This window comes from Pseudomonas sp. OG7 (assembly GCF_014192825.1).
Taxonomy (GTDB): domain Bacteria; phylum Pseudomonadota; class Gammaproteobacteria; order Pseudomonadales; family Pseudomonadaceae; genus Aquipseudomonas; species Aquipseudomonas monteilii.
On sequence record NZ_JACHYK010000005.1, the window covers coordinates 115,848 to 142,578 of the forward strand.

Sequence of the window (26,731 nt, forward strand, 5' to 3'; positions counted from 1 at the left end):
CGGCGGCGCTCGGTTTCACAGGCGCAGAAAACCTGTCGGCGAACCCTCCAAACCTCACACCATACCCAGCTCGCCAAACACGAACGCATATTCCAGCGCCACATCCTTGAGCCCCTGGTACCGGCCGCTCATGCCCCCATGGCCAGCACCCATCTCGGTCTTGAGCAGCAGCAGGTTGCTGTCGGTCTTGCGGGTACGCAACCGCGCCACCCATTTGGCCGCTTCCCAGTACTGCACGCGGCTGTCGTTGTAACCCGCCACCACCAGCATCGCCGGGTAGGCCTGGGCTTTCACGTTCTCATACGGCGCATACGCCTTGATCCGCTCATACACCTCGGGCTCTTCAGGGTTGCCCCATTCGTCGTACTCGGTCACGGTCAGCGGCAGCTCGGGGTCGAGCATGGTGTTGAGCACGTCGACGAACGGCACTTCGGCAATTGCACAGCGGAACAGCTCGGGGCGCAGGTTGAGCACCGCGCCCATCAGCAGGCCACCGGCGCTGCCGCCACTGATGGCCAGGCGGTCAGATGAGGTGACGCCTTCGGCAATCAGGTGCTGCGCACAGGCGATGAAGTCGCTGAAGGTGTTGTGTTTGTGCTCCTGCTTGCCGGCGCGGTACCAGGCCTCACCCAGTTCACCGCCGCCACGCACATGGGCGATGGCAAAGGCCACGCCGCGCTCCAGCAGGCTCAGACGTGCATGGGAGAACCACGGGTCGAGGCTTTCGCCGTAGGCACCGTAACCGTACAGGTAGAGCGGCACGGTCTTGCCAAGGTCCTGGCGGCGACGCACCAGGCTGATCGGCACCCGGGTGCCGTCTGCTGCGCTTGCCCACAGGCGCTCACTCACATAGTCATCGGCATTGAACGCACCCAGTACAGGGGTTTGCTTGAGCACGGCCTGGGCGCCTGTGGCCAGCTCCAGCTGGCGCACCTGGGCTGGGCGGTTGAGTGCCTCGTAGCGCAGGCGTATGCGGGTGCTGGCGAACTCCAGGCTGTCCTGCACGTACAGGCTGTAGGCCGCGTCTGGGAGTTCGACGCGATAGGCCGGCAGAGCCTGCGGGCGTACTTCGATGATCGGCAGGCCGCCTTCGCGCAGGCTCAGGGTCAGGGCGCCGGCATTCAGGCTGAGGCCTTCGAGCATGATCGTGTCGCGGTGTGCCACCAGCACCTGCCATTGCTCACGGCTTGGTACGGGCGTGACCGGTGCGTGGTACAGGGCAAAGTTGATGCCGTCCTGGTTGGTGCGGATAAACCAGCGCCATTCGCCATCGAGCTGACCGTGGTCGGGGAAGTACTCGTGGCCTTCGACACGCGGGGCCAGGCAGGTAAACGGCGCCTGTGGAGTTTCGGCGTCCAGTACCCAGGCTTCGCTGGTGGTTTTGCTGTTCAGCAGCAGCACCAGCTGGCGCTCGGAGCTGGTGCGGTAGCAGTGCAGGAAAAAGCGCCCGTCGGGCTCTTCGAACACGGTCTGGGCACCGTCTTTGCCCAGGGTGTGGCGGCGCAGGCGCCATGGTCGGTGGGTGTCATCCAGTTCGGCGAAGAACAGCGTCTGGCTGTCGTTGGCCCAGGTCAGGCTGCCGTCGCAGTCGTCGAAGGGCAGGGCAGTGACGTTGCCGTTGGCCAGGTCTTTGACGTACAGGGTGTAGATTTCGTCGCCGCTGGTGTCGAGGCTGTAGGCCAGCAGGCGGTGGTCGGGGCTGACGTTGAAGGCGCCCAGCGACAGGAAACCACCCTTGGCCAGGGCGTTGGGGTCGAGCAGCAGTTGCTCCTGGCTTTCATCGACCGTATTGGCGTCGTCGGCCGGACGAGGGCAGCGGTAATGGCGTGGGTATTCGTCGCCAGCGGTGGTGCGGGTGTAATAGAGGTAAGGGCCCCAGGGAGACGGCAGCGACAGGTCGGTTTCCTGGATGCGGCCCTTGATTTCTTCGAACAGTTGCTCGCGCAAGGGGGCCTGGTCAGCCAGGCAGGCTTCCTGGTAGGCGTTTTCGGCTTGCAGGTAGGCGAGCACCTCGGGCGTGTCGCGCTGTTGCAGCCAGGCGTACGGGTCGGTGGTGTTGTCGGCGTGGGCGATGGGCGGCTGGGGCTTGTTGGGCATTGGTGATCTCTTGGCTAGGGACAGGCAAACACTGTCTGCGCCCGGAAAAGTGTTTATCATAGGCGTCTCTTTGCCTGGCTTGCACGAACACCATGACCGAGAACGACTACACCTTCGCCTGGGGCCTGTACGCTGTGGCCGCTTTGGGCTGCCTGCTGGTGGGCTTCAAGCTCACCGGCTGGATGTGGCGCTGGCTGCGCGAACCGCTGCGGGTGGTGCTGGCGGTGCTGTTGCTGACCCCGACCGTGGTTGACCCGGTAAAGGACAGCTTCGCCCCGGCCATCGCCATCACGGCCCTGGATGTCGCGTTCAAGGTCGGCAACAACGCCTGGCGTGCGGTGTCCGACTTCGCCATGTACGGCATGATCGCCTTCGGCCTGTATTTCCTCTTCGTGTTGCTGCGCTGGCCACTGGAAAAGCGCGCCCGCGAGCGCCGTGCGCAAGCCGAGGCTGCTGCCCATCGCCAGGCGACCGAAGATGACCAGCTCTCCGCCCAGGCGCCCTTGGCTGCCGATCGCGGTGACCGTTACCGCGACGACCCACGCCCTGCCGCACCGCGCGGCAATGGCCGGGTCGAGCCCCGTCTGTAAGCGCAGGAGACACGCCTATGTGCGAACTGCTGGGCATGAGTGCCAACGTCCCCACCGATATCGTTTTCAGCTTCACCGGTCTGATGCAGCGCGGCGGGCGTACTGGCCCGCACCGTGACGGCTGGGGCATCGGCTTTTACGAAGGCCGTGGTCTGCGCCTGTTCCAGGACCCGGCAGCTAGCAGCGAATCGGAGGTGGCCAACCTGGTGCAGCGCTATCCGATCAAGAGCGAGGTGGTGATCGGCCACATCCGCCAGGCCAACGTCGGCCGGGTGTGCTTGTCCAACACCCACCCGTTCGTGCGGGAAATGTGGGGCCGCAACTGGTGCTTCGCGCACAACGGCCAGCTGGGCGACTTCAAAGGCCTGGCCAGTTTCTACCGGCCGGTCGGCGACACCGACAGCGAAGCGGCCTTCTGCGACCTGCTCAACCGCATCCGCAGTGCGTTCCCCGAGCCGGTGCCGGTGGAACAGCTGCTGCCGGTGCTGGTCGAAGCCTGTGCCGGCTACCGTGGCCAGGGCGTGTTCAACTGCATGCTCAGTGACGGCGACTGGCTGTTCTGCTTCTGCTCGACCAAGCTGGTACACATTACCCGACGTGCGCCTTTTGGTGCCGCGCGGTTGAAGGATGTCGACCTGATCGTCGATTTCCATACCGAAACCACCCCCAACGACGTGGTCACGGTGATCGCCACCGAGGCCCTGACCGAAAATGAGACCTGGCAGCGCTACGAGCCGGGTCAGTGGGCCCTGTGGCGGCACGGCGAGTGCGTGGCGCACGGCCAGAGCTAAGGACGCTGCATGTTCAGAAGTTACCTGCGGTTGCTGCTGTTCACCTTCGGCCTGCTGGCCGGTATTCAGGTCCCGGGGCTGGTCAAGGACTACAGCCAGCGGGTCGAGGCGCACCTGTTCGAATCGCGCGAGGCGCTGGATGGCTTCCGGCAAACGGCCGAGCGTTTTTTCAAGGGCGACTTGCAGGCGCTGCTGCAGCATTACCGCAGCAGTGACGACCCGGTGTTCAACAGTGATGCCAACAGCATCGAAAGCCTGATGATCCGCAACGAACTGCTGGAAAACGAATGGCAAGCGTTGCAAGGGCCGTGGGCGCAGCGTACCTGGCATGTGCTGGTGCAGGCTGATCCGCAGTTGCGGGAAGAAACGCTGAATGGCTACAGCTACCAGATTCTGTTGGTCCCCGAGGCGGTCGGCTGGGGGGTAGGGGCCGGGTTTGTGCTGGCCTTTGTGGTTGAGAGCCTGTTGCTGGGGATTGGCTGGGTGATCCTGGGCGGGCGGCGTGGCGCGGTGAAAGAGAGCTGGCGCTGACGTTCGCCTCGATCTCACAGGCGCGGAAAACCTAACGGCGAACAGCTACGAAGCTAGCACAATCCGCTGCCCACCCACATCTCGGGCATACAGCTCCAGTACCTGCCGGCAAACCCCGACCACTTCATCCACCAGCGCCACCCCGGTCTGCCAGGCCACCACCAGCTCCAGGCTGGGCGGGGGTTGTAGCCCTTCCAGCAACACCAACTCACCCCGGCCCAACTCGGCATCCACCAACGCTGGCGGCAACGCGCCAATACCAAACCCATCGCGTAACAGCCGGGTAATCGCCGCCACCGAGTTCACGCAGTTCAGCCGCGGTGCCTCAGCCCCCGCAGCTTGCAGCAAGCTCAGCACCTCCTGGTGTGGCCGCGAATTTTTCGAAAAGGTGATGATGCGCTCGCGCCCAAGCTCGGCCAGCGACGCATAGTCCCGGTGCTGGTGCGAGCCTGCGGCCACTACCCAGCCCATCGGGTAACGCGCCAGGTCCAGGCTGCGGATCGACTGCTCGCGCAGGAGGTCGGTCTGCAGGATCACGTCCAGAAAACCCTTCTGCAGCTGCTCGCGCAGGTTTAGCGCAGTGTCGGCCACCAGTTCGATTTCCACCTGTGGGTAGCGCTCGGTCAGCTCCGCCACCAGTGCGCTCATCCAGGTGTGGATCACGGTGTCCATCACCCCGATACGAATGCGCCCAACCTTGGCCCGGTCGCTGTCCAGCGACTGTTTCATGGCCTTGGCGGTTTCCAGCATGCGTTCGGCATATTCCAGCACCTTGCCGCCTTCCGGCGTCAGGCTGACCCCGCGTGAGTCGCGCAGCAACAGCTTCACGCCAAGGTCTGCCTCCAGCGCGGCAATGCGGCTGGACACCGAGGCTTGAGTGGTGAACAGCTTTTCTGCGGTCAGGCGGAAGCTCTTGAGCCGGGCGACCCAGACGAAGGTTTCGAGGAAGCGAAGGTTCATGATCAGTTTTTCTTGTTCCAGACCGGCGGTTTTTCTCGTTGGACGCAGGCGGCGTGGCCTCTGAACAATGGTGCCCAGGCCGCGACGCTTTATGTCGCCCATAAAACAATACCAACAAGCCGAGGCATCCATGAACCCCACCGGCGTGCAGCAGCAGGTCAGTTCCCCACCTTCGTCCGGGCCTTTCGCCTGGTACCGCGATATCGACAAACAGCAACGGCGCACGTTCTGGAGCTGCAAGATCGGCTACGGCCTGGACGGCATGGACACGCAGATGCTCAGCTTCGTCATCCCTACGCTGATCATGCTGTGGGGCATCACCACCACCGAAGCCGGGTTGATCCACACCAGCACGTTGATCGCCTCGGCCGTAGGCGGCTGGGTCGCCGGCATCCTCTCCGACCGCATCGGCCGGGTGCGTACCCTGCAACTGACGGTGCTGTGGTTCGCCTTTTTCACCTTCCTGTGCGGTTTTGCCCAGAACTACGAACAGTTGCTGATCGCCCGGACGCTGATGGGCTTTGGCTTCGGCGGTGAATGGACTGCTGGCGCGGTATTGATCGGCGAGGTCATCCGCGCCCAGGACCGTGGCAAGGCGGTGGGCATGGTGCAATCCGGCTGGGCCATCGGTTGGGGCCTTACGGCGATTCTCTACGCGCTGCTGTTCTCCTGGCTGCCGCCAGAGCAGGCCTGGCGTGCGCTGTTCCTGCTGGGGCTGGTACCCGCTGTCTTCGTGATCTTCGTCCGTCGCCTGGTCAAGGACCCTGAGGTGTACCGCGAGGCCAAGGCGGTGGAAAACGCCGAGGCACCTTCGCATTTCTACGAAATCTTCGCCCCGGGCATGCTCTGGACCACTGTACGTGCGTCCTTGCTGACCACCGGCGCACTGGGCGGCTACTACGCCATCACTTCGTGGCTGCCGACCTTCCTCAAGAACGAGCGCGGCCTGAGCGTGCTGGGCACAGGTGGCTACCTGGCCATGGTGATCGTCGGCTCCTACGTGGGATATGTGGTCAGCGCTTACCTGTCCGACCTGCTGGGGCGCAAGAAGAACTTCATCCTGTTCGCCGTGGGCTCGTTCGTCATCGTGCTGCTGTACACGCAAATGCCGGTCAGCGATGGCGTGATGCTGTGGCTGGGCTTCCCGCTGGGCTTCTTCGCTTCGGGCATCTTCAGCGGCATGGGGGCGTTTCTCACCGAACTGTTCCCTACGCGCATTCGCGGTTCGGGGCAGGGCTTTTGCTACAACATCGGCAAGGTCGTTGCGGCACTGTTCCCGTTGCTGATCGGCATGCTTGGCCAAAATGTGCCGCTGGGCTTGGGTATCGGTGTGTTCTCTGCTGTGTCCTACGGGATTGTCATCGTGGCCGCCTTGAGCCTGCCGGAAACCTGCGGCAAACAGCTCAAGGCGCGGTAAGGTAGGGCTATGGACAACAACAAGGGAGACCGCGTGGTGGAACGCCTGCTACTCAATTGCGACATGGGCGAGAGCTTCGGCAGCTGGCGCATGGGCCTGGACGCCGAGGTGATGCCCTACATCGATTGCGCCAACATCGCCTGTGGCTACCACGCAGGTGACCCCGGCATCATGCGCCGCACCGTGGCCCTGGCGCTGGAGCATGGGGTGACCATCGGCGCGCACCCCGCTTACCCGGACCTGGTCGGCTTTGGCCGCCGCTCCATGGCTTGCAGCCCGGAAGAAATCCGCGACCTGCTGCACTACCAGATCGGTGCGTTGGCGGGTATCTGCAAAGTGCTGGGGGGCCGCGTGGCCTATGTGAAACCTCATGGCGCGCTGTACAACGACATGATGGCCGACCCGCTCAAGCTGCGCACCGTGCTGGAGGCCGTGGCAGCCTACGACAGCAACCTGCCGCTGATGCTCATGGCCACTGCCGACAACCGTGCTGCCCAGGCTCTGGGCGATGAAGTCGGCGTGCCGCTGTGGTTCGAAGCGTTCGCCGACCGCGCCTACACCGCCAGCGGCCACCTGGTGTCGCGACGCCTGCCTGGGGCGGTGCATCACGACCCGGCACTGGTCGTTGAGCAGGCCGTGCGTCTGGCTCGGGGCGACACTCTGGTGGCGGACGATGGCAGTGCCCTGCGCCTGCACGCCAGCACCCTCTGCGTGCATGGCGACAACGACAGTTCGGTGGCAGCGGTGCGGCAGATACGCCAGGCCCTTGATGCCATGGAGGCACGATGAAGCCGCGCATCGAAACGGTGGCCATCGACAGCCTGATGGTGCGCCTGTTCGATCGTATCGACGAGGCGAACATGCCCTGGATGCTCGCCGCCAGTCAGCGCCTGAGCGCCGCGTTCGGTAAGCACTTGCTGGACCTGGTGCCGTCCTATACAACCCTGATGGTGCAGTTCGACTTGCCGCCGGGTGAGGCGAGGGCGCTGATCTTCCAGGCCCTGGACGGTTTGCAGCCAGACACCGGCAGCGGCGGTCGGCGTCATGAGATTCCGGTCTGGTATGACGCCAGCGTCGGCCCGGAGCTGCCCGTTCTGGCGGCCCGCAGCGGCTTGAGTGAAGCCGATGTCATCCGCTTGCACAGCGAGCGCGACTATCCGGTATTCGCTTTGGGCTTCGCCCCAGGTTTTGGCTTTATGGGCCTGGTGGACGAGCGCCTGGCCAGCCCGCGCCTGAGCACCCCGCGCAAGCGCGTGGCGGCGGGTAGCGTGGGCATTGCCGAGCGGCAGACGGCAGCGTATCCGGCGGTATCGCCGGGTGGCTGGAACCTGATTGGCCGTACCCCGGTGCGCCTGTTCGACCGGGATCGCGAGGGCTACAGCCTGTTGCAACCCGGTGACCGGGTGCGCTTCGTGCCGGTTTCGCGCAGCGAATTCCTGGCCTTGGGTGGTGATGTGGAGGCGCAGGGATGAAGCAGTTGAAGATCGAGGCCAGTACGCCGTTGTGCCAGTTGCAGGACGCCGGGCGCTTTGGCGTGCGCCACTTGGGCGTAACCCAGGGCGGTGCGCTGGACTGGGTGGCGATGCACTGGGCCAACTGGCTGCTCGGCAACCCGTTGGGGGCGCCGGTGGTCGAGGTAGCGCTGGGTGGGTTCTGCGTGGTGGCCGAACAGGCGTGTGTGCTGGCCTTGGCCGGTGCCGATCTGGATGCGCGGGTTGATGATCAGCCTTTGGCCCCCTGGCGCAGCTTTGCCCTGGCCAAGGGGCAGCGCTTGACCCTGAAGCAGCCTAAGCAGGGCGTTCGGGCTTATCTGGCGGCACCGGGCGGGTTCCTGGGCGAAGATGTGCTGGGCAGTTGTGCCACGGTGGTACGTGAAGAGCTGGGTGGCATTGATGGCCAAGGGGCTGCGCTGGTTAAAGGCCAGGCATTAGCGTTCACCGGTAGCGATGCAACCCTGCGCGAGGTGCCGCATGCGTTGCGGCCGCAGTACGCACAAAAGCCTGTGCTCGATTTGGTCATGGGCGCGCAGATCGGCGACTTCAGTGGTATCAGCCTGTTCGAGGCGTTCAACAGTGACTGGGCGCTGGACAGCCGGGCCGACCGCATGGGCATCCGCCTGCTGGGGCCGCAGCTGGTCTATCAGGGCGCGCCGATGATTTCCGAAGGCATACCGCTGGGGGCCGTGCAGGTGCCGCCAGATGGGCAGCCGATCGTGCTGCTCAATGACCGGCAGACCATTGGTGGTTATCCGAGGCTGGGGGCGTTGACGCCGCTGGCGTTGGCGCAACTGGCGCAGTGCATGCCGGGGGCAGTGGTGCGGTTCAGGGCGGTGGTGCAGGATGAGGCGTGGCGAGAGCAGCAGGCTTTTGGAGTGCGTTGGCTTTGAGATCTATGGGGCCGCAAAGCGGCCCCATACTCACTTGGACAGGTACCGCATCCCTTCCTCCAACCCCTGCAAGGTCAGCGGATACATCTTGTCTTCGATCAAATCCCGCACCAGATGGGTCGAAGCGGTGTAGTCCCAGGCCTGCTTCGGATACGGGTTGATCCAGATGATCTTCCTGAACTTCTCCATGAAGCGCAGCATCCACACATACCCGGCCTCTTCGTTCCAGTGCTCCACGCTACCCCCCGGCTGGGTGATTTCGTAGGGCGCCATGGCCGCGTCACCCACGAACACCACCTTGTAGTCGTCGCCATACTTGTGCAACAGGTCGAAGGTGGAATACCGCTCCGAGGTGCGGCGCAGGTTGTTCTTCCATACCGACTCGTACACGAAATTGTGGAAGTAGTAGTACTCCAGGTGCTTGAACTCGGTCTTGCACGCCGAAAACAGCTCTTCGCACACCTTGATGTGCGCGTCCATCGAGCCGCCGATGTCGAACAGCAACAGCAGCTTCACCGTGTTGCGCCGCTCAGGGCGCATCTGGATGTTCAGCAACCCGGCATCACGCGCGGTGTGGTCGATGGTGCCGTCGATGTCCAGCTCTTCGGCAGCCCCCTCACGGGCGAATTTGCGCAGCCGGCGCAGGGCCAGCTTGATGTTGCGCGTGCCCAGTTCCACCTGGTCGTCCAGGTTCTTGTACTCGCGCTGGTCCCACACTTTCACTGCCTTGCCCTGGCGCTTGCCGGCTTCGCCCACGCGGATACCCTCGGGGTTGAAGCCGCCTGAGCCGAACGGGCTGGTACCGCCAGTGCCGATCCACTTGTTGCCACCGGCGTGGCGCTCCTTCTGCTCCTCAAGGCGCTTCTTGAATTCTTCGATCAGCTTGTCCAGGCCGCCAAGGGACTGGATCTGTGCACGCTCTTCGTCAGTGAGCGAGCGCTCGAATTCCTTGCGCAGCCAGTCTTCGGGGATCAGTGCCTCGATGTGCCGGTCGAGGTTTTCAAGGCCCTTGAAATAGGCGGCAAACGCCCGGTCGAACTTGTCGAAATGGCGTTCGTCTTTCACCAGAATGGCGCGGGCGAGGTAGTAGAATTCGTCCATGTCGGCGAACACCACGCGCTTTTGCAGGGCCTGGTGCAGGTCCAGCAACTCGCGTACCGACACCGGCACCTTGGCCGCGCGCATTTCATTGAACAGGTTGAGCAGCATGGCCCGGCTCCTGTCAGCGGTTGCCGCGCCGGCTCATGAAGGCCAGGCGCTCCAGCAGTTGCACGTCCTGCTCGTTCTTTACCAGCGCACCGGCCAAGGGTGGGATGGCCTTGGTCGGGTCGCGCTCGCGCAGCACCGCTTCACCGATGTTGTCGGCCATCAGCAGCTTCAGCCAGTCGACCAGCTCGGAGGTGGACGGCTTTTTCTTCAGGCCAGGTACCTTGCGCACGTCGAAGAACACATCCAGCGCCTCGCTGACCAGCGACTGGCTGATGTTCGGATAGTGCACGTCGACGATCTGCTGCAGGGTAGTGCGGTCAGGGAAGGCGATGTAGTGGAAGAAGCAGCGGCGCAGGAAGGCGTCCGGCAGCTCCTTTTCGTTGTTGGAGGTGATGATGATGATCGGGCGCTGCTTGGCCTTGATGGTCTCGTCGATTTCGTAGACGTAGAACTCCATCTTGTCCAGCTCTTGCAGCAGGTCGTTGGGGAACTCGATGTCGGCCTTGTCGATTTCGTCGATCAGCAGGATGACCCGTTCTTCGGCCTCGAAGGCCTCCCACAGCTTGCCCTTTTTCAGGTAGTTGCGCACATCGTGCACCTTGTCCACGCCCAGTTGCGAGTCACGCAGGCGGCTCACTGCGTCGTACTCGTACAACCCCTGGTGGGCCTTGGTGGTGGACTTGATGTGCCAGGTGATCAGGCGCGCGCCGAACGAGGCAGCCAGTTGCTCGGCAAGCATGGTCTTGCCGGTGCCGGGCTCGCCCTTGACCAGCAGCGGGCGTTCGAGGGTGATGGCCGCGTTTACCGCCAGTTTCAGGTCGTCTGTGGCGACGTAGTCGCGGGTGCCTTCGAACTTCATGGGTGTGTCCTCTGCGGGTGTGCTGTTCTGGCCCTATCGTCGGCAAGCCAGCTCCCACAGGTACTGCACAAGTCTTGAAAACCGTGGGGTCCCTGTGGGAGCTGGCTTGTCGACGATAGGGCCAGTACACACACACCAGTTTTTGATGTGTTACCGACTATAACGCGGGGTTGGCTGGCTGAAAACGCAGACCGGGTATTCAGTCCCTGAATGCCCCGTCACGCTCACTCAGTCGGAATCCGGCCTGGGCTGCTCATACCGCGCATTGAACGCCTGAATGAAGCCATTACGCAGTATCTGCAAGAACGCCTCGAATGCGCTGACATCCTGTTTACGCACACTGCCACTGAGCTCCACACGGGTGGCGAACTGGTTCTTGCGCTGGTTCTTCAGTACAGTCTCGGTCGCCCCAATCAGCGCCTCCCACACCGAGCGGAAAAAGCCTTTGTCCTTTTCCTGCACGTCCTGTTGCCAGTTGAACACGTCCACATCACGCAATAACGGTTTGATATACCCCGTAAGCCGGCCATTCTCGGCCTGCGCCTCGATCACCAGGTCACCATGGCCTGCATTGAAATCGAACTTGCCGTAGGCGCTGGAAAAGTCATTGAGCCTGCGCAGCTCAATGCCCGTGGCGCGCAAGCGGAACTGGAAGTCGTCGAAATCGCTGAACGGGTCGAATGTGGCACGGCTTTCGACCCTGGCATCGCCCAGCAGCAGGGCACTGGCCTCCAGACTGGCGTCGCGCCGGCCCTGCTTGTTGCGCACGTTGGTCAGGTTGCGAATGTTGGCATTGAGCTGGGTGGCCTTGAGGTCGACCGGTGGTTTGGAGTTGAAGTTGCGGAAGGTCAGCACGCCGTTGTCGATACGCACCTCGTTGAGCGTAATGGGCAGCAGTTTTTCCAGTTGTTGCCGCCAGTCGGTTCCCCGGCCGGTCTGCGATGCCTGTTTGCTGCCGCCGTCGACGAAATTCAGCACAGGACGGGCGAAGGTCACTGTGGCCACCACGGCCTTGTCGTACCAGAGCGAGGCCCAACTCACCGACAGGTCGATCAGCGGTGCATCAAGGAAGGGCACCGGAACCCTGCCGCTCGTCTTGACGATTTTCAGCCCGTTGATCTGGTAAGCGCCGCGCCACCAGGCCAGGTCCACGTCGGCCACCTGGCCCCGATAGTCGCCCATGTTGGCCAGTTTGTCGTTCAGGTAGTCGCGCACCAGGTAGGGCAGGGCCAGGTGCAGCGTTACCAACAGCACGACCAGGCTGCATATGCCGATCAGCGGCCAGCGATAACGGGCTCTCATCGGGGCGTCTCCAAGGCGGGATGTGCGGTTGACCGCAATGCCCCCGGTTGAGTTCGAACAGGCTTTACGGGCCACTGGCCGGGGCTTACCCTTGAGGTCTTTCCCTGCTCTTTTTCATGCCAAGGACCCCTGCCATGAGCCGTATCTTTGCAGACAATGCCCACTCCATCGGTAACACGCCGCTGGTGCAGATCAACCGCATCGCCCCACGTGGTGTGACCATCCTGGCCAAGATCGAAGGGCGCAACCCAGGCTACTCGGTCAAGTGCCGCATCGGTGCGAACATGGTCTGGGACGCCGAGAGCAGCGGCAAGCTCAAACCGGGCATGACCATCGTCGAACCCACCTCGGGCAACACCGGTATTGGCCTGGCCTTCGTCGCCGCTGCCCGTGGTTACAAACTGATGCTGACCATGCCCGCTTCCATGAGCCTGGAGCGTCGCAAGGTACTGAAGGCACTGGGCGCCGAACTGGTACTGACCGACCCGGCCAAGGGCATGAAAGGCGCCATCGAGAAGGCCAACGAAATCGTCGCGTCCGACCCGGCCCAGTACTTCCTGCCGGGCCAGTTCGAAAACCCGGCCAACCCGGCCATCCATGAAAAAACCACCGGTCCGGAAATCTGGAACGACACCGACGGCGCAGTCGACGTGCTGGTGGCGGGTGTGGGCACCGGCGGCACCATCACCGGTGTATCGCGCTACATCAAGCACACTCAGGGCAAAGCCATTCTGTCGGTGGCCGTTGAGCCGGCTTCGTCGCCGCTGATTACCCAGACCCTGGCCGGCGAAGAACTCAAGCCCAGCCCGCACAAGATCCAGGGCATCGGCGCCGGTTTCGTGCCAAAAAACCTCGACCTGTCCATCGTCGACCAGGTGGAAACGGTAACCGATGAAGAGTCCAAGGCCATGGCCATCCGCCTGATGCAGGAAGAGGGCATCCTCTGCGGTATTTCCTGTGGCGCAGCCATGGCTGCCGCCGTGCGCCTGGCCGAAAAGCCGGAAATGCAAGGTAAGACCATCGTCGTAATACTGCCGGATTCGGGCGAGCGTTACCTGTCGAGCATGTTGTTCAGCGACATGTTCAGCGAGCAGGAAAACCAGCAGTAATCGGCCTCGCCGCTGACCCGGCGCAACAATCGGCGGCCTGGTTTATTGCAAAATCTTCATGAATGCGATCCCGCCCGGGTTGTTTTTACCTCGGCGGGATCGGTTTATGATGGCAGGATGATTTTCAGGAGAGCAGGACGCGCAGCCCTGGCTCTTCCCCAAGGAGTGAAAGCATGACCTTTTCCTTTGCAGCCAAGGCGGGTGTCTTGCTGGTGTTTTTCGGCAGCGTGCTGTTCGTGCACTTGCGCGGCAAGGCCCGCCTGCCGGTGTTGCGCCAGTTCGTCAACCATTCGGCGCTGTTCGCCCCGTACAACGCTTTGATGTACCTGTTCTCCGGCGTGCCGTCCAAGCCCTACCTGGACCGTCAGCGCTTCCCTGAACTGGACGTGTTGAAAGACAACTGGCAGGAAATCCGCGAAGAGGCCATGCGCCTGTTCGACGAGGGCTACATCCGCGCTGCCGAGAAGGACAATGACGCCGGTTTCGGCTCGTTCTTCAAGAAAGGCTGGAAGCGTTTTTACCTGAAGTGGTACGACAAACCTCTGCCTTCGGCCGAAACGCTGTGCCCACGCACCGTCGAGCTGGTCAGCAGTATCCCCAACGTCAAGGGTGCGATGTTTGCCCTGCTGCCTGGCGGCAGCCACCTGAACCCGCACCGTGACCCGTTCGCAGGGTCCCTGCGCTACCACCTGGGCCTGTCCACCCCCAACTCCGATGCTTGCCGCATCTACGTCGATGGCGAGGAATATGCCTGGCGTGATGGCGAAGACGTGATGTTCGACGAAACCTATGTGCACTGGGTCAAGAACGAGACCGACGTTACCCGCGTCATTCTGTTCTGCGACATCGAACGCCCGCTGAGCAGCCCGCTGATGACCCGCATCAACCGCCAGGTCAGTGCCTTCCTCGGTCGCGCCACCGCGCCGCAGAATACCGATGACGAGCGCGTGGGCGGGATCAACCAGGCGTATGCCTGGAGCAAGCGCTTCAGCAACAGGATCAGCGGCCATGTGAAGCAGTTCAAGCGCGCCAACCCCAAGGCCTACCGCGTGCTGCGGCCGGTGCTGGCGGTGTTGGTGGCCTATTTGCTTTATCGTTGGTTGTTCTGACCGGCAGGGCCGGCCTCTTTGCGGGTTTAGCCGCGAACTGGCCGGCTCAGGTTGTTGCCCAATCCAGCATTCACCGTTATATTCCGAAACACATATCTTCCCTGAAGACCTGAACATGCCAGCCACCCCTTCCACCGCAAACTTTGCCATCGCGCCAGTCGCGGGCATGGTCGTGCGTGGCAGCCAGCAGCCGGCCATGATCAGTCACTACCCACCACCTGTCAGTGGCGTTGTAGGCGGCGTAGCACCGCCTCCTTGCGTGGTCGTGCTGGGCTGATCGGCTTCTGGCCGAACCCTTTCGCACACGCAACCTACTGAACACGGTCGGCTACTTCCCCTGCTGAAGTCTACGCCCACCGTTCGGCTTATTTGCCCGAATACAGGTGCATACATGTCTGTCTTTTCCAAAACATCCGTGGCCTCGGCGGCCACTACCAGCCTGTTCGTCCTGCTGTGGAGCAGCGGGGCGATCGTCTCCAAGCTGGGCCTGGCGCATGCCAGCCCGTTTGCCTTCCTGCTGTTGCGCTCGGCGCTGGCGCTGACGGGCCTGCTGTTGATCGGCCCGTTGCTGGGGCTGCGCTGGCCGCGTAGCCGTGGGGCCATTCTGCGTGCCCTGGGCACCGGGTGTGTGCTGCTCGGCGCCTACCAGATCTTCTATTTGCTGGCGCTCAATACCCATGTCACCCCGGGCGTCATGGCCACGGTGATGGGGGTTCAACCCATCCTGACCGTGGTGCTGATGGAGCGGCAACGTTCCTGGAGCCGTCTGTTCGGACTGGGGCTGGGCTTGGCTGGCTTGATCATGGTGGTCTACCAGGGCATCAACCTGGGCGGCGTGTCGCTGGCGGGGATGCTGTTCGCCCTGCTGGCGCTGGCCAGCATGACCTTGGGTTCGATCCTGCAGAAGCGCATCACCGACAACCCCATGGGCACGCTGCCGCTGCAGTACCTGGCCGGTTTTGCCATGTGTGCGCTGTTCGCGCCTTTGCAACCGCTGCAGGTCGAGTGGACCGGCGGCTTCATCGGCGCGCTGCTGTGGATGGGCCTGGTGGTCTCGTTGCTGGCGACCCTGCTGCTGTACCGGCTGATCGCCAAGGGTAACCTGGTCAATGTCACCAGCCTGTTCTACCTGGTGCCGGCAGTGACCGCAGTGATGGACTTCCTGATCTTCGGTAACCGCCTGGCACCGCTCAGCCTGCTGGGCATGGGGCTGATCGTGGTGGGCCTGCTGTTCGTGTTTCGCAAACCCGCTGCCCGGTTGGCCGAGGCGTAAGCCTTAGCGGAACTCTTCGGGGATGGTGTGGCGCAGCACGCCTTCCTCGAAGTCCAGCAGGCCGGCTTCGCGCTGGGTGAGCAGGTAGTAGAGCAGGGTATCGAGCGACCGCTGCGATGGCACCTCGACAGCCAGCATCTTCACGGCCTGCTCGGTTTCGCAGTTGCAGCCGAAGTCCTGCAACGCTGCGCGTACCTGGTCCAGGGTTTCCGGCGGTTTGACCACCACCCGAAACACCGAGCTGCCGCTGCGCTGGCGCAGTTCGGCGAACCAGGTCTCGCCGGCGTCTTCACGGGTGCCGATCACGTCGCCCGGGGCGATGCCGTAAACGTGGAAGGGAATATTGTCGACGGCATAGCCACCTTCCACGGCTTTTGCCCACAGGCCCTCGACCGAGGCCGGTGGGTAGCCGGTCTCGTCCTGTTCCAGGCGGAACAGGACTTTCTTGTACGCGCTGTTCATCGTGTACCCCGCTTCAACTGCGCGCCGGGCGCAGCACCAGCCACAGTGCCACGCCAATCAGCAAGCCGCCGTACAGGTGTGCCATCGACAGCGGCTCGTCCAGCAACCACGCCCCCCACAATACGCCGAATGCCGGGATCAGGAAGGTTACGGTGCTGGCTTTTACCGGGCCGATTTCTTCCAGCAGGCGGAAGTACAGGATGTAGGCGAATGCAGTGCACAGCAGGCCCAGGCCCAGCAGCGACAGCCATACCTGCCAGCCCCCCCAGCTGGCGGGCGGTTGGGTGAGTGCGCTCCAGCCGAACAGCGGGCTCAACATGAGGGTGGCGCCGAGCATGCTGCCCAGTGCTGACAGGCGGCTGTCCAGACCACTGACCCAGCGGCGGGCGAGGAACCCGGCAAAGCCGTAGCAGGTGGTGGCCGCCAGGCAGGCGAGGGCGCCTTGCACCAAGGCCATGTCCAGTGCCACCGGGCCAGCGCCGCTGAGGATGCCGACCCCGAACAGGCCCAGGAAAATGCCGCAGAGCTTGGGCAGGGTCATGGGTTCGCGGAAGAACAGCACGCCGATCAGTACGCCCATCAGCGGCGTGGTAGCGTTGAAAATGGCCGAATAGCCAGCCGGCAATACCTGGGCCGCTACGGAATAGAAGGTGGCGGGGATGCCGGAGTTGATCATGCCCAGCACCAGGCAGGCGCCGAGCTTGCCCTGGAAATCCCAGCGTACGCGGGCGGCGGCGACGATGGCGACCAGGCCCAGGCAAGCGATGGACACACGGAAGAACGCGGTCGGCACCGTGCCCAACTCGGGGGCGATGATGCGCATGAACAGGAAACTCGCTCCCCAGACGGCGGCAAGGGTTAGCAGGCGGGCTAGGGCGATGGGGCTCACAACGGTCTCCGGAGGCAGGGCAGGGGCGCGAGTTTACGCGAGGGGGCGGGGAGATTCTTGTGCTTTCTTGCGGTGTAATCCTGTGCGGCTAAGCTGTCTATCTCACCCCGCACCGAGGTGTCCCGCATGACCCAGCACTGGCCTGCCGGCGAGATCGCCCGGATGATCCTCGATGGCTTTGACGACTATCGCGAGCATTTTCGCCGCATCACCCTCGGTGCCCGTGAGCGTTTCGAACAGGCGCGCTGGCAAGCGTGCCAGCGCGCCGCTGCCGCACGGATCAACCTGTATGAGCAGAAGGTCGGCGAGGTCAACGGCTGGTTGCGGGATGCGTTCGATGACGAGGTGCTGCTGGAGGTCGGCCAGTGGCCCTTGGTGAAAAGTGCCTACATAGGCCTGATCGACCCGCGCCTGGACGATGAACTGTCGGAGACCTGGTACAACTCGCTGTTCTGCAGCCTGTTCAGCCATGACCAGATCAGCGACGGCTGCATGTTCATCCACACCACCCGGCCGTCGATCCGCAGCCATCAGCGCGCTGCGCAAACCCGTACCTATTGCCCCGATGGCAGCCTCAAGGGCCTGTTGCGCGCGATCTTCGCCGACTACGCATTCGTCTATGGCGACCTTGAAAACGACCTGTCACGCCTTGAGGAGCAACTGCGCGAATGCCTGCCGGACTGGGTCTGCAAGGACCCGACGCTCGCGGTGGAGCTGTTTTCACCGGTGTTGTACCGCAACAAGGGGGCCTACCTGGTCGGTCGGCTTTACAACAGCGACGAGCAGTGGCCACTGGTGATCCCGCTGTTGCACCGCGAAGGGCATGGTGTAGAGGCCGATGCGCTGATTACCGACGAGGCCGAGGTGTCGATCATCTTTTCCTTCACCCGCTCGTACTTCATGGTCGATGTGCCGGTGCCGGCCGAGTTCGTCAACTTCCTCAAGCGCATCTTGCCCGGCAAGCACATTGCCGAGCTGTACACTTCAATCGGTTTCTACAAACACGGCAAGTCGGAGTTCTACCGGGCGCTGATCAACCACCTGGCCAGCAGCGACGACCGCTTCGTCATGGCACCCGGTGTGCGTGGCATGGTCATGAGCGTGTTTACCCTGCCGGGCTTCAATACGGTGTTCAAGATCATCAAGGACCGTTTTTCGCCCTCGAAAACCGTTGACCGCGCCACGGTGATCGACAAGTACCGGCTGGTGAAAAGTGTCGACCGTGTCGGGCGTTTGGCCGATACCCAGGAATTTGCAGACTTTCGCTTCCCGCGTGACAAGTTCGAGCCAGAGTGCCTGGCCGAGCTGCTGGAGGTGGCGCCATCGACCGTGGCGCTGGAGGGTGACACGGTGCTGATCCGCCACTGCTGGACCGAGCGGCGCATGACGCCGCTGAACCTGTACCTGGAGCATGCCAGCGAAGGCCAGGTGCATGAGGCGCTGGAAGACTATGGTTTGGCCATCAAGCAGTTGGCGGCGGCGAACATCTTCCCGGGTGACATGTTGCTGAAGAACTTTGGGGTGACGCGTCATGGCCGGGTGGTGTTCTACGACTATGACGAAATCAGCTTTTTGACCGAAGTGAATTTCCGCCATATCCCGCCGCCGCGTTACCCGGAAGACGAAATGTCGGGCGAACCGTGGTACTCGATCGGCCCGCATGATGTGTTTCCCGAAGAGTTTCCGCCGTTTCTGTTTGCCGATATCGGCCAGCGGCGGTTGTTCAGCCGGTTGCATGGGGAGTTGTATGACGCGGATTACTGGAAGGGGTTGCAGGCGGCGATCAGGGAAGGGAAGGTGATTGATGTGTTTCCTTATCGGCGCAAGGCTCGGTAAACCTGTTTTTGCAGGCCCGCGAAGAGGCCAGGCCTGTTGAGCACAATTATCCCCTCAAACACTTCAACTCACTGAAATCCGTTCGCACCTTGGCCAACCTATCCTGCAAAAACCGCCGCTGTTGCGGCGTGCTTTGCTGCACCAGGTCCACCAGTAAACTCCGGGCCTGTCGTTCGGTATTCTGAAACGCCGCACGATACGCCGGCGTCCACAAACTCTCCTTGCGCTGCAGCAACGTCGCCAGCCGCGGCTCGAAACTCGCGTCATTGCGCTGGTTCATCGCCAGCAGCAATTGCTGCTGCCAGTGGGCGCGGTTGGCGATCCATTCGCGGTTCTGGTCACCCAGCGCCTGCGACCAGGCTTGCACCCGCTGTTTCTGCACTGGTGTCAGTTCCCCCAGCCATGGCGTCAGGCGTTTTTCCATGCGCTCGGTACGGCGGGCGATCTGTTTGGCCAGCGGTGTATCCACATACTGCTTCTGCCGTTCGCTGATGTCGTCGCGAAAGGCATCACGCATTTCCGCCACTTGGGTGTCGCTCATGCCACGCAACAGTTCAGTGGCCGACGGGGTGATTTCCTCTGCCACCCGGCCAATCGCCTCGCGGGCCTCATGGGTACGTTGCTGCAGGGCCTGGTCGGTCACCTGGTCGTCAGCGACCATGCCGCGTACCCGGTCCAGCCAGTCGAGGTAACCGGGCAGTTGGGTCTTGCAATGCCAGGCCAGGTGCTCGCGCAAGCGGTCGTCGAGCATGGCCTTCTGCTCGCGGTTCATGTCCAGGTAATCGCCCAGCGACCACGGCACCAGGCGATCAAGGTTGCGGTAAGCCAGGTCGATACGGCTGCAGGCGGCCAAGGCCAGGGCGAAGCCGATAGCGACAAGCAGGGCTTTGGACAGGCGTGCAGGCATGTACTGTTCCTTCCCGAATCGGGCCAGACCGTAGACGCCAAGGAGCACGGACGGTTCCACTGCATCAGCGGTCGGACGGTGTGATGGCTTCAGGTGTAGAATAGCCCCCTTGTCTTGAGGATCATCAGAAATGGCTCTGCTTGGGCGTTACAACAGTTTGCAAATCGTGAAGCACGTGGACTTCGGCCTGTACCTGGACGGCGGTGCCGACGGCGAGATCCTGCTGCCCGGGCGCTACATCCCGAAAAACGCCGAAACCGAGGTGGATGACTGGCTGAACGTGTTCATCTACCTGGACAGCGAAGACCAGCTGATCGCCACCACCGAAAAGCCCAAGGTGCAGGTCGGCGAATTCGCCAGCCTCAAGGTCAAGGATATCAACGGTGCCGGCATCTTCCTGGATTGGGGGCTGTCCAAGGACCTGCTGATGCCGTACTCGGAAGAGGCACGGCCGCTGAAGATCGGCGACTACTGCGTGGTGCACGTCTACCTCGACAAGCGCACCCGCCGCATCACCGCTACTTCACGCCTGGACCGCTACCTCGACGTCACCCCGGCTGACTACAAGGTCGGGCAACCGGTCGAGCTGCTGGTCGCCGGTGAAACGCCGATGGGCTTCAAGGCCATCATCAACAACCGTCACTGGGGCCTGATTCACAAGAACGAGGTGTTCAAGTTCCTGCGTTCGGGCATGCACGAGAAGGGCTTCATCAAGGAAGTGCGCCACGACGGCAAGATCGCCCTCAGCCTGCAGCCATTGGGCGCGGCCCTGTCCGACAGCCTGCAAGAACAGATCATGGCACGCCTGGAGGCTGAAGGTGGGGTATTGGGCGTGTGCGACAAGAGCGACCCGGCGCTGATCAGCAAGCTGTTCAACGTCAGCAAAGGCAACTTCAAGAAGGCCATTGGCGGGTTGTTCAAGCAGGGCCTGATCGTCATCCATGACGACCGTATCGAAAAGGTCTGATTGCCCTTACGCCTGTACGAAGTTGCGGAAGTCCAGTTGCTCGCCACCCGGACGGGTGTCGCGCAGCAGCGAGTCGCGGTCAGCGCTGAGGGCCAGGCTGATGGTCGAGCGGCGCTTGCCGGGCTTGCGCACTTCCATCTGCTCCAGGTGAGCCTTGAGGAAGTTGGTGGGCACCTTCAGGTGCTGCAGCTCATCGCTTTCTGGCGTGTGCAACAGCAGGTTGACCCAGTCGGCCTGGCCCTTGCCCAACAGCGCCACGGGCACTTCGAACCACCACAGGTTGCGTTTGTTGTCCAGGATGGCGAACAGGGTGTTGCTGCTGGTCAGCACCGGCCGGGCCAATGCTTCGTTGCGCCGGGCGATGGCGGCGGGTTTGTCGAGTTTCATGCAGGTTCCTGCGGGTTGACGCTATGAAGGCCTGCATTGTGAGGGGTGGCACGGGGCGGGGCAAGGTTTGTGATTTGCGGTGCCTGTGCCGGCCTCTTCGCGGGTTTACCCGCGAAGAGGCCAGTAGCCTTACCGCCGAACCGGCAGGCTCAACTCGGAGGTTGCCCCATCGGCAGTGGTCACGGTTGCAGTAAAGCTGCGCAACCCGCCGATGTTCTCCAGCACCTGGGCAAACCGCGCCTGTCCCTGCTCGTCACTGTTCACCAGCACGTCCCCAAGGTACTGCTCCGCCTCGGTGCCATCGGCTTGGGCATTACCAAAGAACTCCACGCGCAACAGGCTCGACACCGGTCCCTGCACTTCGCCGCGCAATACATTGCCTTCCAGCGCCATCAGCCGTGGCGCCTGTTGGTTGTGGTTAGGCAGCGGCTGGCAAGGCTTGGGCTCGCCCTTGGCATCACAGATGATCGCCTGGTCCTGCTTGGGCAAATCGGCCCCCACCCCGCGCGAACCTACATACAGCGCATGCGCCTGCGCCGGGACGCCAAACACGATGGCGCCCGTGCGTTGGTCAGGCACGCAGGAGCCGCCCGCCTCGCAGCGGCGGATATCCTGGCTGTTACCCCAGATGCGGTTGGCGCTCAGGCGCGTGGCGGTCGTGTCCGGCTCCGGGCGCAGGGCCACGCCGATGCGGTTACCGTGGATCAGGTTGCCGTCGAGGACGTTGCCCTCGCCGGTCACGCTGACCCCGATCGAGTTGCCGCTGAAGGTATTGGCTGCCAGGTAATTGCGCTTGCCCCAGTTGATCTGCAGGCCGTCGGAGTAGTTCTCGAAGCGGTTGCGCACCACGCTGTTGTCGTTGCCCAGCAGAATCTCGATGCCTTGCGAGGGCTCCGGGTTGCCAGCGGTGGAGCGGAACAGGTTGTCGGCCACCAGGTTGAACGCCGCGCCACGGGTCAGCTCCAGGCCGTCGCCATTGTCGATCAGCTGGTTGCGCAGCACCTTGTTGTTGTTCGTGGTGGTGGCGGTGGGGTTACCGGCACCGTCATCACCGGTCAGCATGATGCCCGCGCCGCCCTTGTTGGCGACGATGCGGTTGTCTTCGATCACGTTGCCGCTGGCGCGGTTGACCAGGATGCCGATGCAGAAGTTGCGCACTTCCAGGCCGCTCAAATGCACGCCTTGGGTATCGCGCAGCACCAGCCCGGGGTGGGTGGTGGTGCGCACGTTGGTGCCAAACTGGCCGGGCAGGGCGCCGGGGCAGGTGCGCACGCCTTGGTCCTTGATGTAAGCCGAACCGTCGATGGCGATGTATTGGCCATCGCGTGCCCAGGGCAGGCCAGTGATGCGCACCGGGCCTTTGATTTCTGGCAGTGGGCTATTGGGGCGGATGACGTAGGGCGGCTTGCCCACTGCCGCAATGTCGATGCGGTAATGGCCAGGGTTCTGGTTGCTGGTTTCGATGGCCCAGCGCAGCGAGCCGGGTTGGCCATCGTCGGCGTAATGCTCGACACGCAGGGTTTCAGGGTGGGCCGGTGCGGCGGCCAGGGCGGGCAAGGGGAGCAGTGGCAGCAAGGCCACCAGCGCAGGCATCAGACGCATGGGTGCGGGTATCCGGAAAACATTGTTTTTATGAAGTGCCAGCCTGCTTTGGGCGGACGTTTGCGGGGGATTTTAGGGCAGGGCTGATGGCATCGCGCGGGCGCAGGGGCGATTCGGTGCGGTATTCGCCCGCAGTTTTACCGCTCGGCCCAAGGGTTACAAATCCGTTGAAACTCCTGGCGAGGGCGCTGGGTCCACCAACTGTCGGCACGGTTTACGTGTCTCCCATTGCAGGAGTTTTGCCATGAGCGGTACTAAAGACAAAGCGAAAGGCCTGGCCAACGAAGCGGTTGGCAACATCAAAAAGGGCGTCGGCAAGGTGACCGACAACGACAAGCTGCGGGCCGAGGGCAAGGCGCAGGAACTGAAGGGCGAGGCGCAGCAGGTCAAGGGCAATGTGAAGGATGCGGTGAAGAAGCCTTGATTCGAGGCAGTCTGACCCGGCCTCTTCGCGGGCAAGCCCCCGAAGAGGCCGGACCTGTGTAAGCAAATTCTTCAAGCATGGCGGGGAGCAGCACAGCAACCGCAGGGTCTATTAGACTTACCCGTTGTATTGATGAATCAAGCGGCGAAAGGAGACGCTATGATTTTCCCCGACCTGCGCGGTCTGCCCCTGCACCGCGTGCTGGTACGCACCGTCAAGGAATTCCTCGACGACGAGATGTCCACCTATGCCTCCGCGCTGGCTTATCAAGCGCTGTTTTCGCTGTTCCCCTTCTTGCTGTTCCTGATTGCCCTGATTGGTTTCCTGCACCTGCCAGACTTCTTCTCCTGGCTGCGCCTGCAAACCGAGCTGGTGCTGCCGCCCCAGGCACTGGAGCAGGTAAACCCGGTAATCGACCAACTCCAGCAGTCCAAGGGCGGGCTGCTGTCGGTGGGTATCGTGATTGCCCTGTGGACCGCGTCGGCGGGCGTGCGACTGATGATGAGCGCCATGAACGCCGCCTACGACGTGCCCGAAGGGCGACCGGTATGGAAGCGCATACCCCTTTCCATCATCTACACCGTAGGCTTGGCCGGCATGCTATTGGTGGCGGCGGCGCTGATGGTGCTGGGGCCGCAGGTGATGGAATGGATTGCCTCACAGATAGGCATGCAGGAGTTCATCGTAACGCTGTGGACCATCCTGCGCTGGCCGGCGATCATTATCCTGCTGATGGTGGCCGTTGCGGTGATCTACTACGTGATGCCCGACGTTAAGCAGAAGTTTCGCTTCATCACACCCGGCTCGGTGCTGGCGGTGGTGGTGTGGATCGTGGCCTCGCTGGGCTTCGCCTACTACGTGAAAACCTTTGCCGACTACAACGCCATGTACGGCAGCATTGGTGCAATCATCGTGCTGTTGCTGTATTTCTATATCTCGGCTGCCGTATTGCTGCTGGGCGCCGAAATGAATGCGGTGATCGAGCACATGTCAGCCGAAGGCAAGAACCCGGGCGAAAAAGATTTCAACGGCGAAAAGCCCAAGGAAACCTTGACGGTGCTGGGCCACGAGCACCCCAACCCGAACGCGTCCAATACTGTCGAGCCGAACACCAGATGATCCGCGACATTCTTAAAATGGGTGATGAACGCCTGCTACGCATCGCCCCGCCCGTGCCCGAGCACCTGTTCGGCACGGCCGAACTGCAGCAACTGATCGACGACATGTTCGAAACCATGCGCCATGTGGGCGGGGTCGGCCTGGCCGCGCCGCAGATTGGCGTCGACCTGCAGTTGGTGATCTTCGGCTTCGAGCGCAGCGAACGTTACCCCGATGCCGAAGCGGTGCCGCAGACCATTTTGCTCAACCCGGTCATCACACCGACCTCCACCGAGGTCGAGGACGGCTGGGAAGGCTGCCTGTCGGTGCCTGGCCTGCGTGGCGTGGTGCCGCGCTTCAAGCACATCTGCTACGAAGGGGTCGACCCCCAGGGCAACCCGATCAACCGCTTTGCCGACGGCTTCCATGCACGGGTGGTGCAGCACGAGTGCGATCACCTGATCGGCCGTTTGTACCCATCGCGCATTCAGGACTTCGCCAAGTTCGGTTACACCGAGGTGCTGTTCCCGGGGCTCGACGTCAGCGACGACTAAGCCCGCTCCAGCGCTACCAGGCGTTTGCTGCGCTGGTAGCGCAGCAGGCGGCTTGCCAGGCTTTCGGGCAGTTGCCCGGCCATGTGGAAACCCAGGCGCTGATAGAAGGGCGCCAGGTCCGGGTGGCAGAACAGCCAGGTTGGGCCATTGGCCTGCTCCAGCGCCGCATCGATCAAGCGTCCGGCCACCCCCTTGTTGCGCTGTTGCGGGTCGACGAACAACCCGGTCAGCCAATAACCATCGCCTACGGGGCTCAGGCTCAAGCCTGCAATGATGCCCGGCGCCCTCGCCACCCACAGTTGCGCATCGCTTGCAGCACGCATGCGCGAGCCGTGCTGACGGTAAAAATGGTCCAGTAGCCGGCGTTTAGTGTCCGAAAGCGTCGAGCAGTGAAGATATGTTAATGAAATGGCGAGTCCTGCCCTGAAAGCTGGCCAGAGGCTCTGGCTGGATGTTTTGCGGCTAATTTGACGCAGATTGTTGCAAATCCGGCAAGGGTGAATATCCGACTACGGGGTTCAACTATTGCCATGCGGGAGTAGACTTTTACACATCCCCCCTGGCAGTACGAAGCGGGATCGGTACTTCGTGCCATCTTCACCGTAGATGGCAACTTCTCCGTGCCGTTCACGGCAATAGAAGTCAATCGATCAGCTTGAATGCTTAAAAGGCAAACCCACATGAAACCATTACTGATTCTTGCATTGGTCGGTATGTCCTCGTTCGCGCTCGCCGATGAGGCCACCCCCGTCTCCAGCCAGCCTGTGGCCCAGCAGTATGACTATTCCATGAACCTGGACATCAAACGGGTGATCAACTTGTCGACCATCCCCAATGTCTGCGAAGTGGTACCTGCCACCATGACCTATGAAGACCACCAAGGCCAGGTGCATACCATTCAGTACCGGGCCATGGGTGAGGGTTGTCAGCAAGGTTGAAGCTGAAGCGATCCTTTAGGAGCGGCTTTAGCCGCGAACACCGGCGCAGCCGGTGCCATCCACCATCGGTAGATGGATCGCGGGGAAGCCCGCTCCTACAGGCTATAAAACCACTGCTCGAGAGAATAATTTCCAAGGCCTGTCGATTCCTCCGTTCTCCATTCGACCATAGGTGAAGGCACCACCGTGCCCCCATGACCTGTCGGAGGAACCCCCGATGAGCACCGCAGCCGAAACCGAGATCCGCCAACTGATCGAGCGCTGGATGCAGGCCGTGCGCGATCGCGACATCCCCAAAATCACCGCCCCCTATGCCGATGACATCGTCGCCTTCGATGCCATCCAGGCGCTGCAATTCAAGGGCAAGGCTACCTACACCGCGCACTGGGAAATGTGCATGGGCATGTGCACCGGCCCCATGGTCTTCGAACTGGCCGAACTCACCGTACACGCCGCTGGCGACCTGGCCCTGGCCCACTGGCTGAACCGCTGCGGCCCGGGCGATGACGAAAGCCAGTGCGGCTTTATGCGTGCCACCGTGGGCTATCGTCGTCAGAATGGCCAGTGGCAGGTGATCCATGAGCACTGGTCGGCGCCGTTCGACATGGAAACCCAGAAAGCCCTGTTCGATCTCAAGCCCTGAGCCGTTATCGCCAAACGCACTTTGCCAAAGCCCTGGAGGCGACCATGAAATACCTGTGCCTGGTCTATTGTGACGAGGGGCTGCTGCACAGCCTGCCCGACAGCCCGGAAGACGCCGAATGCATGGCGTATGCCGAAGCCATCCAGGGCTCCGGGCGAATGCTGGCGGCCGAGGCGCTGAAGCCTGTGCAGACCGCCACCACGGTACGGGTGCGCAACGGGCACATGAGCCTGACCGACGGCCCGTTCGCCGAAACCAAAGAGCAACTGGCGGGCTTTTACCTGGTGGAGGCCCGCGACTTGAACGAGGCGCTGAACATCGCCAAGGGTATTCCTGCCGCACGGGTCGGTAGCGTCGAGGTAAGGCCCGTGCGCCAACTGCAACCCTGACA

General features: G+C 62.5%; 30 protein-coding genes. 19 read left to right on the forward strand and 11 right to left on the reverse strand.

Annotated features, from left to right (window positions below):
• Window positions 1-54: 54 nt before the first annotated feature.
• Entirely contained in the window at window positions 55-2,097 is a 2,043-nt protein-coding gene (locus FHW75_RS13725) for a S9 family peptidase (RefSeq protein ID WP_025753896.1), read from the reverse strand.
• Window positions 2,098-2,189: 92 nt separating this feature from the next.
• On the opposite strand from FHW75_RS13725, the gene FHW75_RS13730 reads away from it, so the two are divergent.
• Genes FHW75_RS13730 through FHW75_RS13740 form a run of 3 tightly spaced genes read left to right on the forward strand, consistent with a single transcriptional unit; the run spans window position 2,190 to window position 4,009 of the window.
• The gene (locus tag FHW75_RS13730; protein ID WP_025753895.1) at window positions 2,190-2,687 is read left to right on the forward strand and encodes a hypothetical protein; all 498 of its coding nucleotides are present in this window, start codon (window positions 2,190-2,192) and stop codon (window positions 2,685-2,687) included.
• A gap of 17 nt (window positions 2,688-2,704) precedes the next feature.
• Complete coding sequence (locus FHW75_RS13735) at window positions 2,705-3,478, forward strand: class II glutamine amidotransferase (RefSeq protein ID WP_016711936.1); 774 nt, start codon at window positions 2,705-2,707, stop codon at window positions 3,476-3,478.
• Between the two features lie 9 nt (window positions 3,479-3,487).
• Window positions 3,488-4,009 (forward strand): DUF2937 family protein, encoded by a 522-nt coding sequence (locus tag FHW75_RS13740; protein ID WP_025753894.1) that lies wholly within the window; start codon window positions 3,488-3,490, stop codon window positions 4,007-4,009.
• Between the two features lie 45 nt (window positions 4,010-4,054).
• Here FHW75_RS13740 and FHW75_RS13745 read toward each other — a convergent pair whose 3' ends face one another.
• Window positions 4,055-4,969, reverse strand: coding sequence for a LysR family transcriptional regulator (locus FHW75_RS13745; protein ID WP_016711934.1), 915 nt, complete (start codon window positions 4,967-4,969; stop codon window positions 4,055-4,057).
• A 130-nt stretch (window positions 4,970-5,099) separates the two neighbouring features.
• Here FHW75_RS13745 and FHW75_RS13750 point away from each other — a divergent pair, with 130 nt between their 5' ends.
• From FHW75_RS13750 to FHW75_RS13765, 4 genes are read left to right on the forward strand one after another with little or no spacing between them, the layout of a single operon-like run.
• Window positions 5,100-6,386 carry an MFS transporter gene (locus tag FHW75_RS13750; protein WP_019098505.1) on the forward strand — a complete coding sequence of 429 codons (1,287 nt, stop codon included), beginning with the start codon at window positions 5,100-5,102 and terminating at the stop codon, window positions 6,384-6,386.
• Between the two features lie 9 nt (window positions 6,387-6,395).
• Window positions 6,396-7,175 carry a 5-oxoprolinase subunit PxpA gene (locus tag FHW75_RS13755; protein WP_019098506.1) on the forward strand — a complete coding sequence of 260 codons (780 nt, stop codon included), beginning with the start codon at window positions 6,396-6,398 and terminating at the stop codon, window positions 7,173-7,175.
• Entirely contained in the window at window positions 7,172-7,858 is a 687-nt protein-coding gene (gene pxpB / locus FHW75_RS13760; RefSeq protein ID WP_161751075.1) for a 5-oxoprolinase subunit PxpB, read from the forward strand. The genes FHW75_RS13755 and pxpB overlap by 4 nt, the downstream gene beginning before the upstream one ends.
• Window positions 7,855-8,772, forward strand: a complete 918-nt coding sequence (locus FHW75_RS13765; protein WP_019098508.1) for a biotin-dependent carboxyltransferase family protein — start codon at window positions 7,855-7,857, stop codon at window positions 8,770-8,772. The genes pxpB and FHW75_RS13765 overlap by 4 nt, the downstream gene beginning before the upstream one ends.
• Before the next feature lie 30 nt (window positions 8,773-8,802).
• On the opposite strand, the gene FHW75_RS13770 is transcribed toward FHW75_RS13765, so the two are convergent.
• The 3 genes from FHW75_RS13770 to FHW75_RS13780 form a co-directional block, all read right to left on the reverse strand.
• Window positions 8,803-9,981, reverse strand: coding sequence for a VWA domain-containing protein (locus FHW75_RS13770; RefSeq protein WP_019098509.1), 1,179 nt, complete (start codon window positions 9,979-9,981; stop codon window positions 8,803-8,805).
• A 13-nt stretch (window positions 9,982-9,994) separates the two neighbouring features.
• Window positions 9,995-10,840, reverse strand: a complete 846-nt coding sequence (locus FHW75_RS13775) for a MoxR family ATPase (RefSeq protein WP_012273667.1) — start codon at window positions 10,838-10,840, stop codon at window positions 9,995-9,997.
• 228 nt (window positions 10,841-11,068) lie between these two features.
• On the reverse strand, window positions 11,069-12,142 hold the full coding sequence (locus FHW75_RS13780; protein WP_019098510.1) for a DUF748 domain-containing protein: 1,074 nt from the start codon (window positions 12,140-12,142) through the stop codon (window positions 11,069-11,071).
• 134 nt (window positions 12,143-12,276) lie between these two features.
• Here FHW75_RS13780 and cysK point away from each other — a divergent pair, with 134 nt between their 5' ends.
• The 4 genes from cysK to FHW75_RS13800 all read left to right on the forward strand — a co-directional run bounded on the left by cysK (window position 12,277) and on the right by FHW75_RS13800 (window position 15,633).
• Window positions 12,277-13,251 carry a cysteine synthase A gene (gene cysK / locus FHW75_RS13785; protein WP_019098511.1) on the forward strand — a complete coding sequence of 325 codons (975 nt, stop codon included), beginning with the start codon at window positions 12,277-12,279 and terminating at the stop codon, window positions 13,249-13,251.
• Between the two features lie 173 nt (window positions 13,252-13,424).
• Entirely contained in the window at window positions 13,425-14,360 is a 936-nt protein-coding gene (locus FHW75_RS13790; RefSeq protein ID WP_025753893.1) for an aspartyl/asparaginyl beta-hydroxylase domain-containing protein, read from the forward strand.
• Between the two features lie 115 nt (window positions 14,361-14,475).
• Window positions 14,476-14,637 carry a hypothetical protein gene (locus FHW75_RS13795; protein WP_174244679.1) on the forward strand — a complete coding sequence of 54 codons (162 nt, stop codon included), beginning with the start codon at window positions 14,476-14,478 and terminating at the stop codon, window positions 14,635-14,637.
• A 114-nt stretch (window positions 14,638-14,751) separates the two neighbouring features.
• Entirely contained in the window at window positions 14,752-15,633 is an 882-nt protein-coding gene (locus FHW75_RS13800) for a DMT family transporter (protein ID WP_016711925.1), read from the forward strand.
• Window positions 15,634-15,636: 3 nt separating this feature from the next.
• On the opposite strand, the gene FHW75_RS13805 is transcribed toward FHW75_RS13800, so the two are convergent.
• Window positions 15,637-16,095 carry a DUF4265 domain-containing protein gene (locus FHW75_RS13805; protein ID WP_016711924.1) on the reverse strand — a complete coding sequence of 153 codons (459 nt, stop codon included), beginning with the start codon at window positions 16,093-16,095 and terminating at the stop codon, window positions 15,637-15,639.
• A gap of 13 nt (window positions 16,096-16,108) precedes the next feature.
• Window positions 16,109-16,984, reverse strand: a complete 876-nt coding sequence (locus tag FHW75_RS13810) for a DMT family transporter (RefSeq protein ID WP_019098513.1) — start codon at window positions 16,982-16,984, stop codon at window positions 16,109-16,111.
• A 126-nt stretch (window positions 16,985-17,110) separates the two neighbouring features.
• Here FHW75_RS13810 and aceK point away from each other — a divergent pair, with 126 nt between their 5' ends.
• Window positions 17,111-18,820: a bifunctional isocitrate dehydrogenase kinase/phosphatase gene (aceK, locus tag FHW75_RS13815; RefSeq protein WP_183673893.1), complete on the forward strand. Its 1,710-nt coding sequence runs from the start codon at window positions 17,111-17,113 to the stop codon at window positions 18,818-18,820.
• Window positions 18,821-18,866: 46 nt separating this feature from the next.
• Here aceK and FHW75_RS13820 read toward each other — a convergent pair whose 3' ends face one another.
• Window positions 18,867-19,727, reverse strand: coding sequence for a DUF6279 family lipoprotein (locus FHW75_RS13820; RefSeq protein ID WP_019098515.1), 861 nt, complete (start codon window positions 19,725-19,727; stop codon window positions 18,867-18,869).
• Window positions 19,728-19,857: 130 nt separating this feature from the next.
• Here FHW75_RS13820 and FHW75_RS13825 point away from each other — a divergent pair, with 130 nt between their 5' ends.
• The gene (locus tag FHW75_RS13825) at window positions 19,858-20,694 is read left to right on the forward strand and encodes a S1 RNA-binding domain-containing protein (RefSeq protein ID WP_183673895.1); all 837 of its coding nucleotides are present in this window, start codon (window positions 19,858-19,860) and stop codon (window positions 20,692-20,694) included.
• A 6-nt stretch (window positions 20,695-20,700) separates the two neighbouring features.
• On the opposite strand, the gene FHW75_RS13830 is transcribed toward FHW75_RS13825, so the two are convergent.
• Window positions 20,701-21,081, reverse strand: coding sequence for a hypothetical protein (locus tag FHW75_RS13830; protein ID WP_003254641.1), 381 nt, complete (start codon window positions 21,079-21,081; stop codon window positions 20,701-20,703).
• Between the two features lie 129 nt (window positions 21,082-21,210).
• Window positions 21,211-22,683 carry a nitrous oxide reductase family maturation protein NosD gene (locus FHW75_RS13835; RefSeq protein ID WP_183673897.1) on the reverse strand — a complete coding sequence of 491 codons (1,473 nt, stop codon included), beginning with the start codon at window positions 22,681-22,683 and terminating at the stop codon, window positions 21,211-21,213.
• A 244-nt stretch (window positions 22,684-22,927) separates the two neighbouring features.
• Between FHW75_RS13835 and FHW75_RS13840 the strand changes: the two genes are divergently transcribed.
• From FHW75_RS13840 to def, 3 genes are all read left to right on the forward strand, one after another.
• A complete protein-coding gene (locus tag FHW75_RS13840; RefSeq protein WP_183673899.1) occupies window positions 22,928-23,107 on the forward strand; it encodes a CsbD family protein in 180 nt (59 codons plus the stop codon).
• A gap of 159 nt (window positions 23,108-23,266) precedes the next feature.
• Complete coding sequence (locus tag FHW75_RS13845) at window positions 23,267-24,226, forward strand: YihY/virulence factor BrkB family protein (RefSeq protein WP_019099156.1); 960 nt, start codon at window positions 23,267-23,269, stop codon at window positions 24,224-24,226.
• The gene (gene def / locus FHW75_RS13850) at window positions 24,223-24,759 is read left to right on the forward strand and encodes a peptide deformylase (RefSeq protein ID WP_016711916.1); all 537 of its coding nucleotides are present in this window, start codon (window positions 24,223-24,225) and stop codon (window positions 24,757-24,759) included. The genes FHW75_RS13845 and def overlap by 4 nt, the downstream gene beginning before the upstream one ends.
• Here def and FHW75_RS13855 read toward each other — a convergent pair.
• Window positions 24,756-25,082: a GNAT family N-acetyltransferase gene (locus FHW75_RS13855; protein ID WP_016711915.1), complete on the reverse strand. Its 327-nt coding sequence runs from the start codon at window positions 25,080-25,082 to the stop codon at window positions 24,756-24,758. The two genes, def and FHW75_RS13855, sit on opposite strands and share 4 nt — an antisense overlap.
• A gap of 357 nt (window positions 25,083-25,439) precedes the next feature.
• On the opposite strand from FHW75_RS13855, the gene FHW75_RS13860 reads away from it, so the two are divergent.
• The 3 genes from FHW75_RS13860 (at window position 25,440) to FHW75_RS13870 (ending at window position 26,729) form a co-directional block, all read left to right on the forward strand.
• Window positions 25,440-25,697: a DUF2790 domain-containing protein gene (locus FHW75_RS13860; protein WP_016711914.1), complete on the forward strand. Its 258-nt coding sequence runs from the start codon at window positions 25,440-25,442 to the stop codon at window positions 25,695-25,697.
• Between the two features lie 217 nt (window positions 25,698-25,914).
• Window positions 25,915-26,340 (forward strand): nuclear transport factor 2 family protein, encoded by a 426-nt coding sequence (locus tag FHW75_RS13865; RefSeq protein ID WP_019099155.1) that lies wholly within the window; start codon window positions 25,915-25,917, stop codon window positions 26,338-26,340.
• 44 nt (window positions 26,341-26,384) lie between these two features.
• Window positions 26,385-26,729 (forward strand): YciI family protein, encoded by a 345-nt coding sequence (locus tag FHW75_RS13870; protein ID WP_016711912.1) that lies wholly within the window; start codon window positions 26,385-26,387, stop codon window positions 26,727-26,729.
• The last annotated feature ends 2 nt before the right edge of the window (window positions 26,730-26,731 follow it).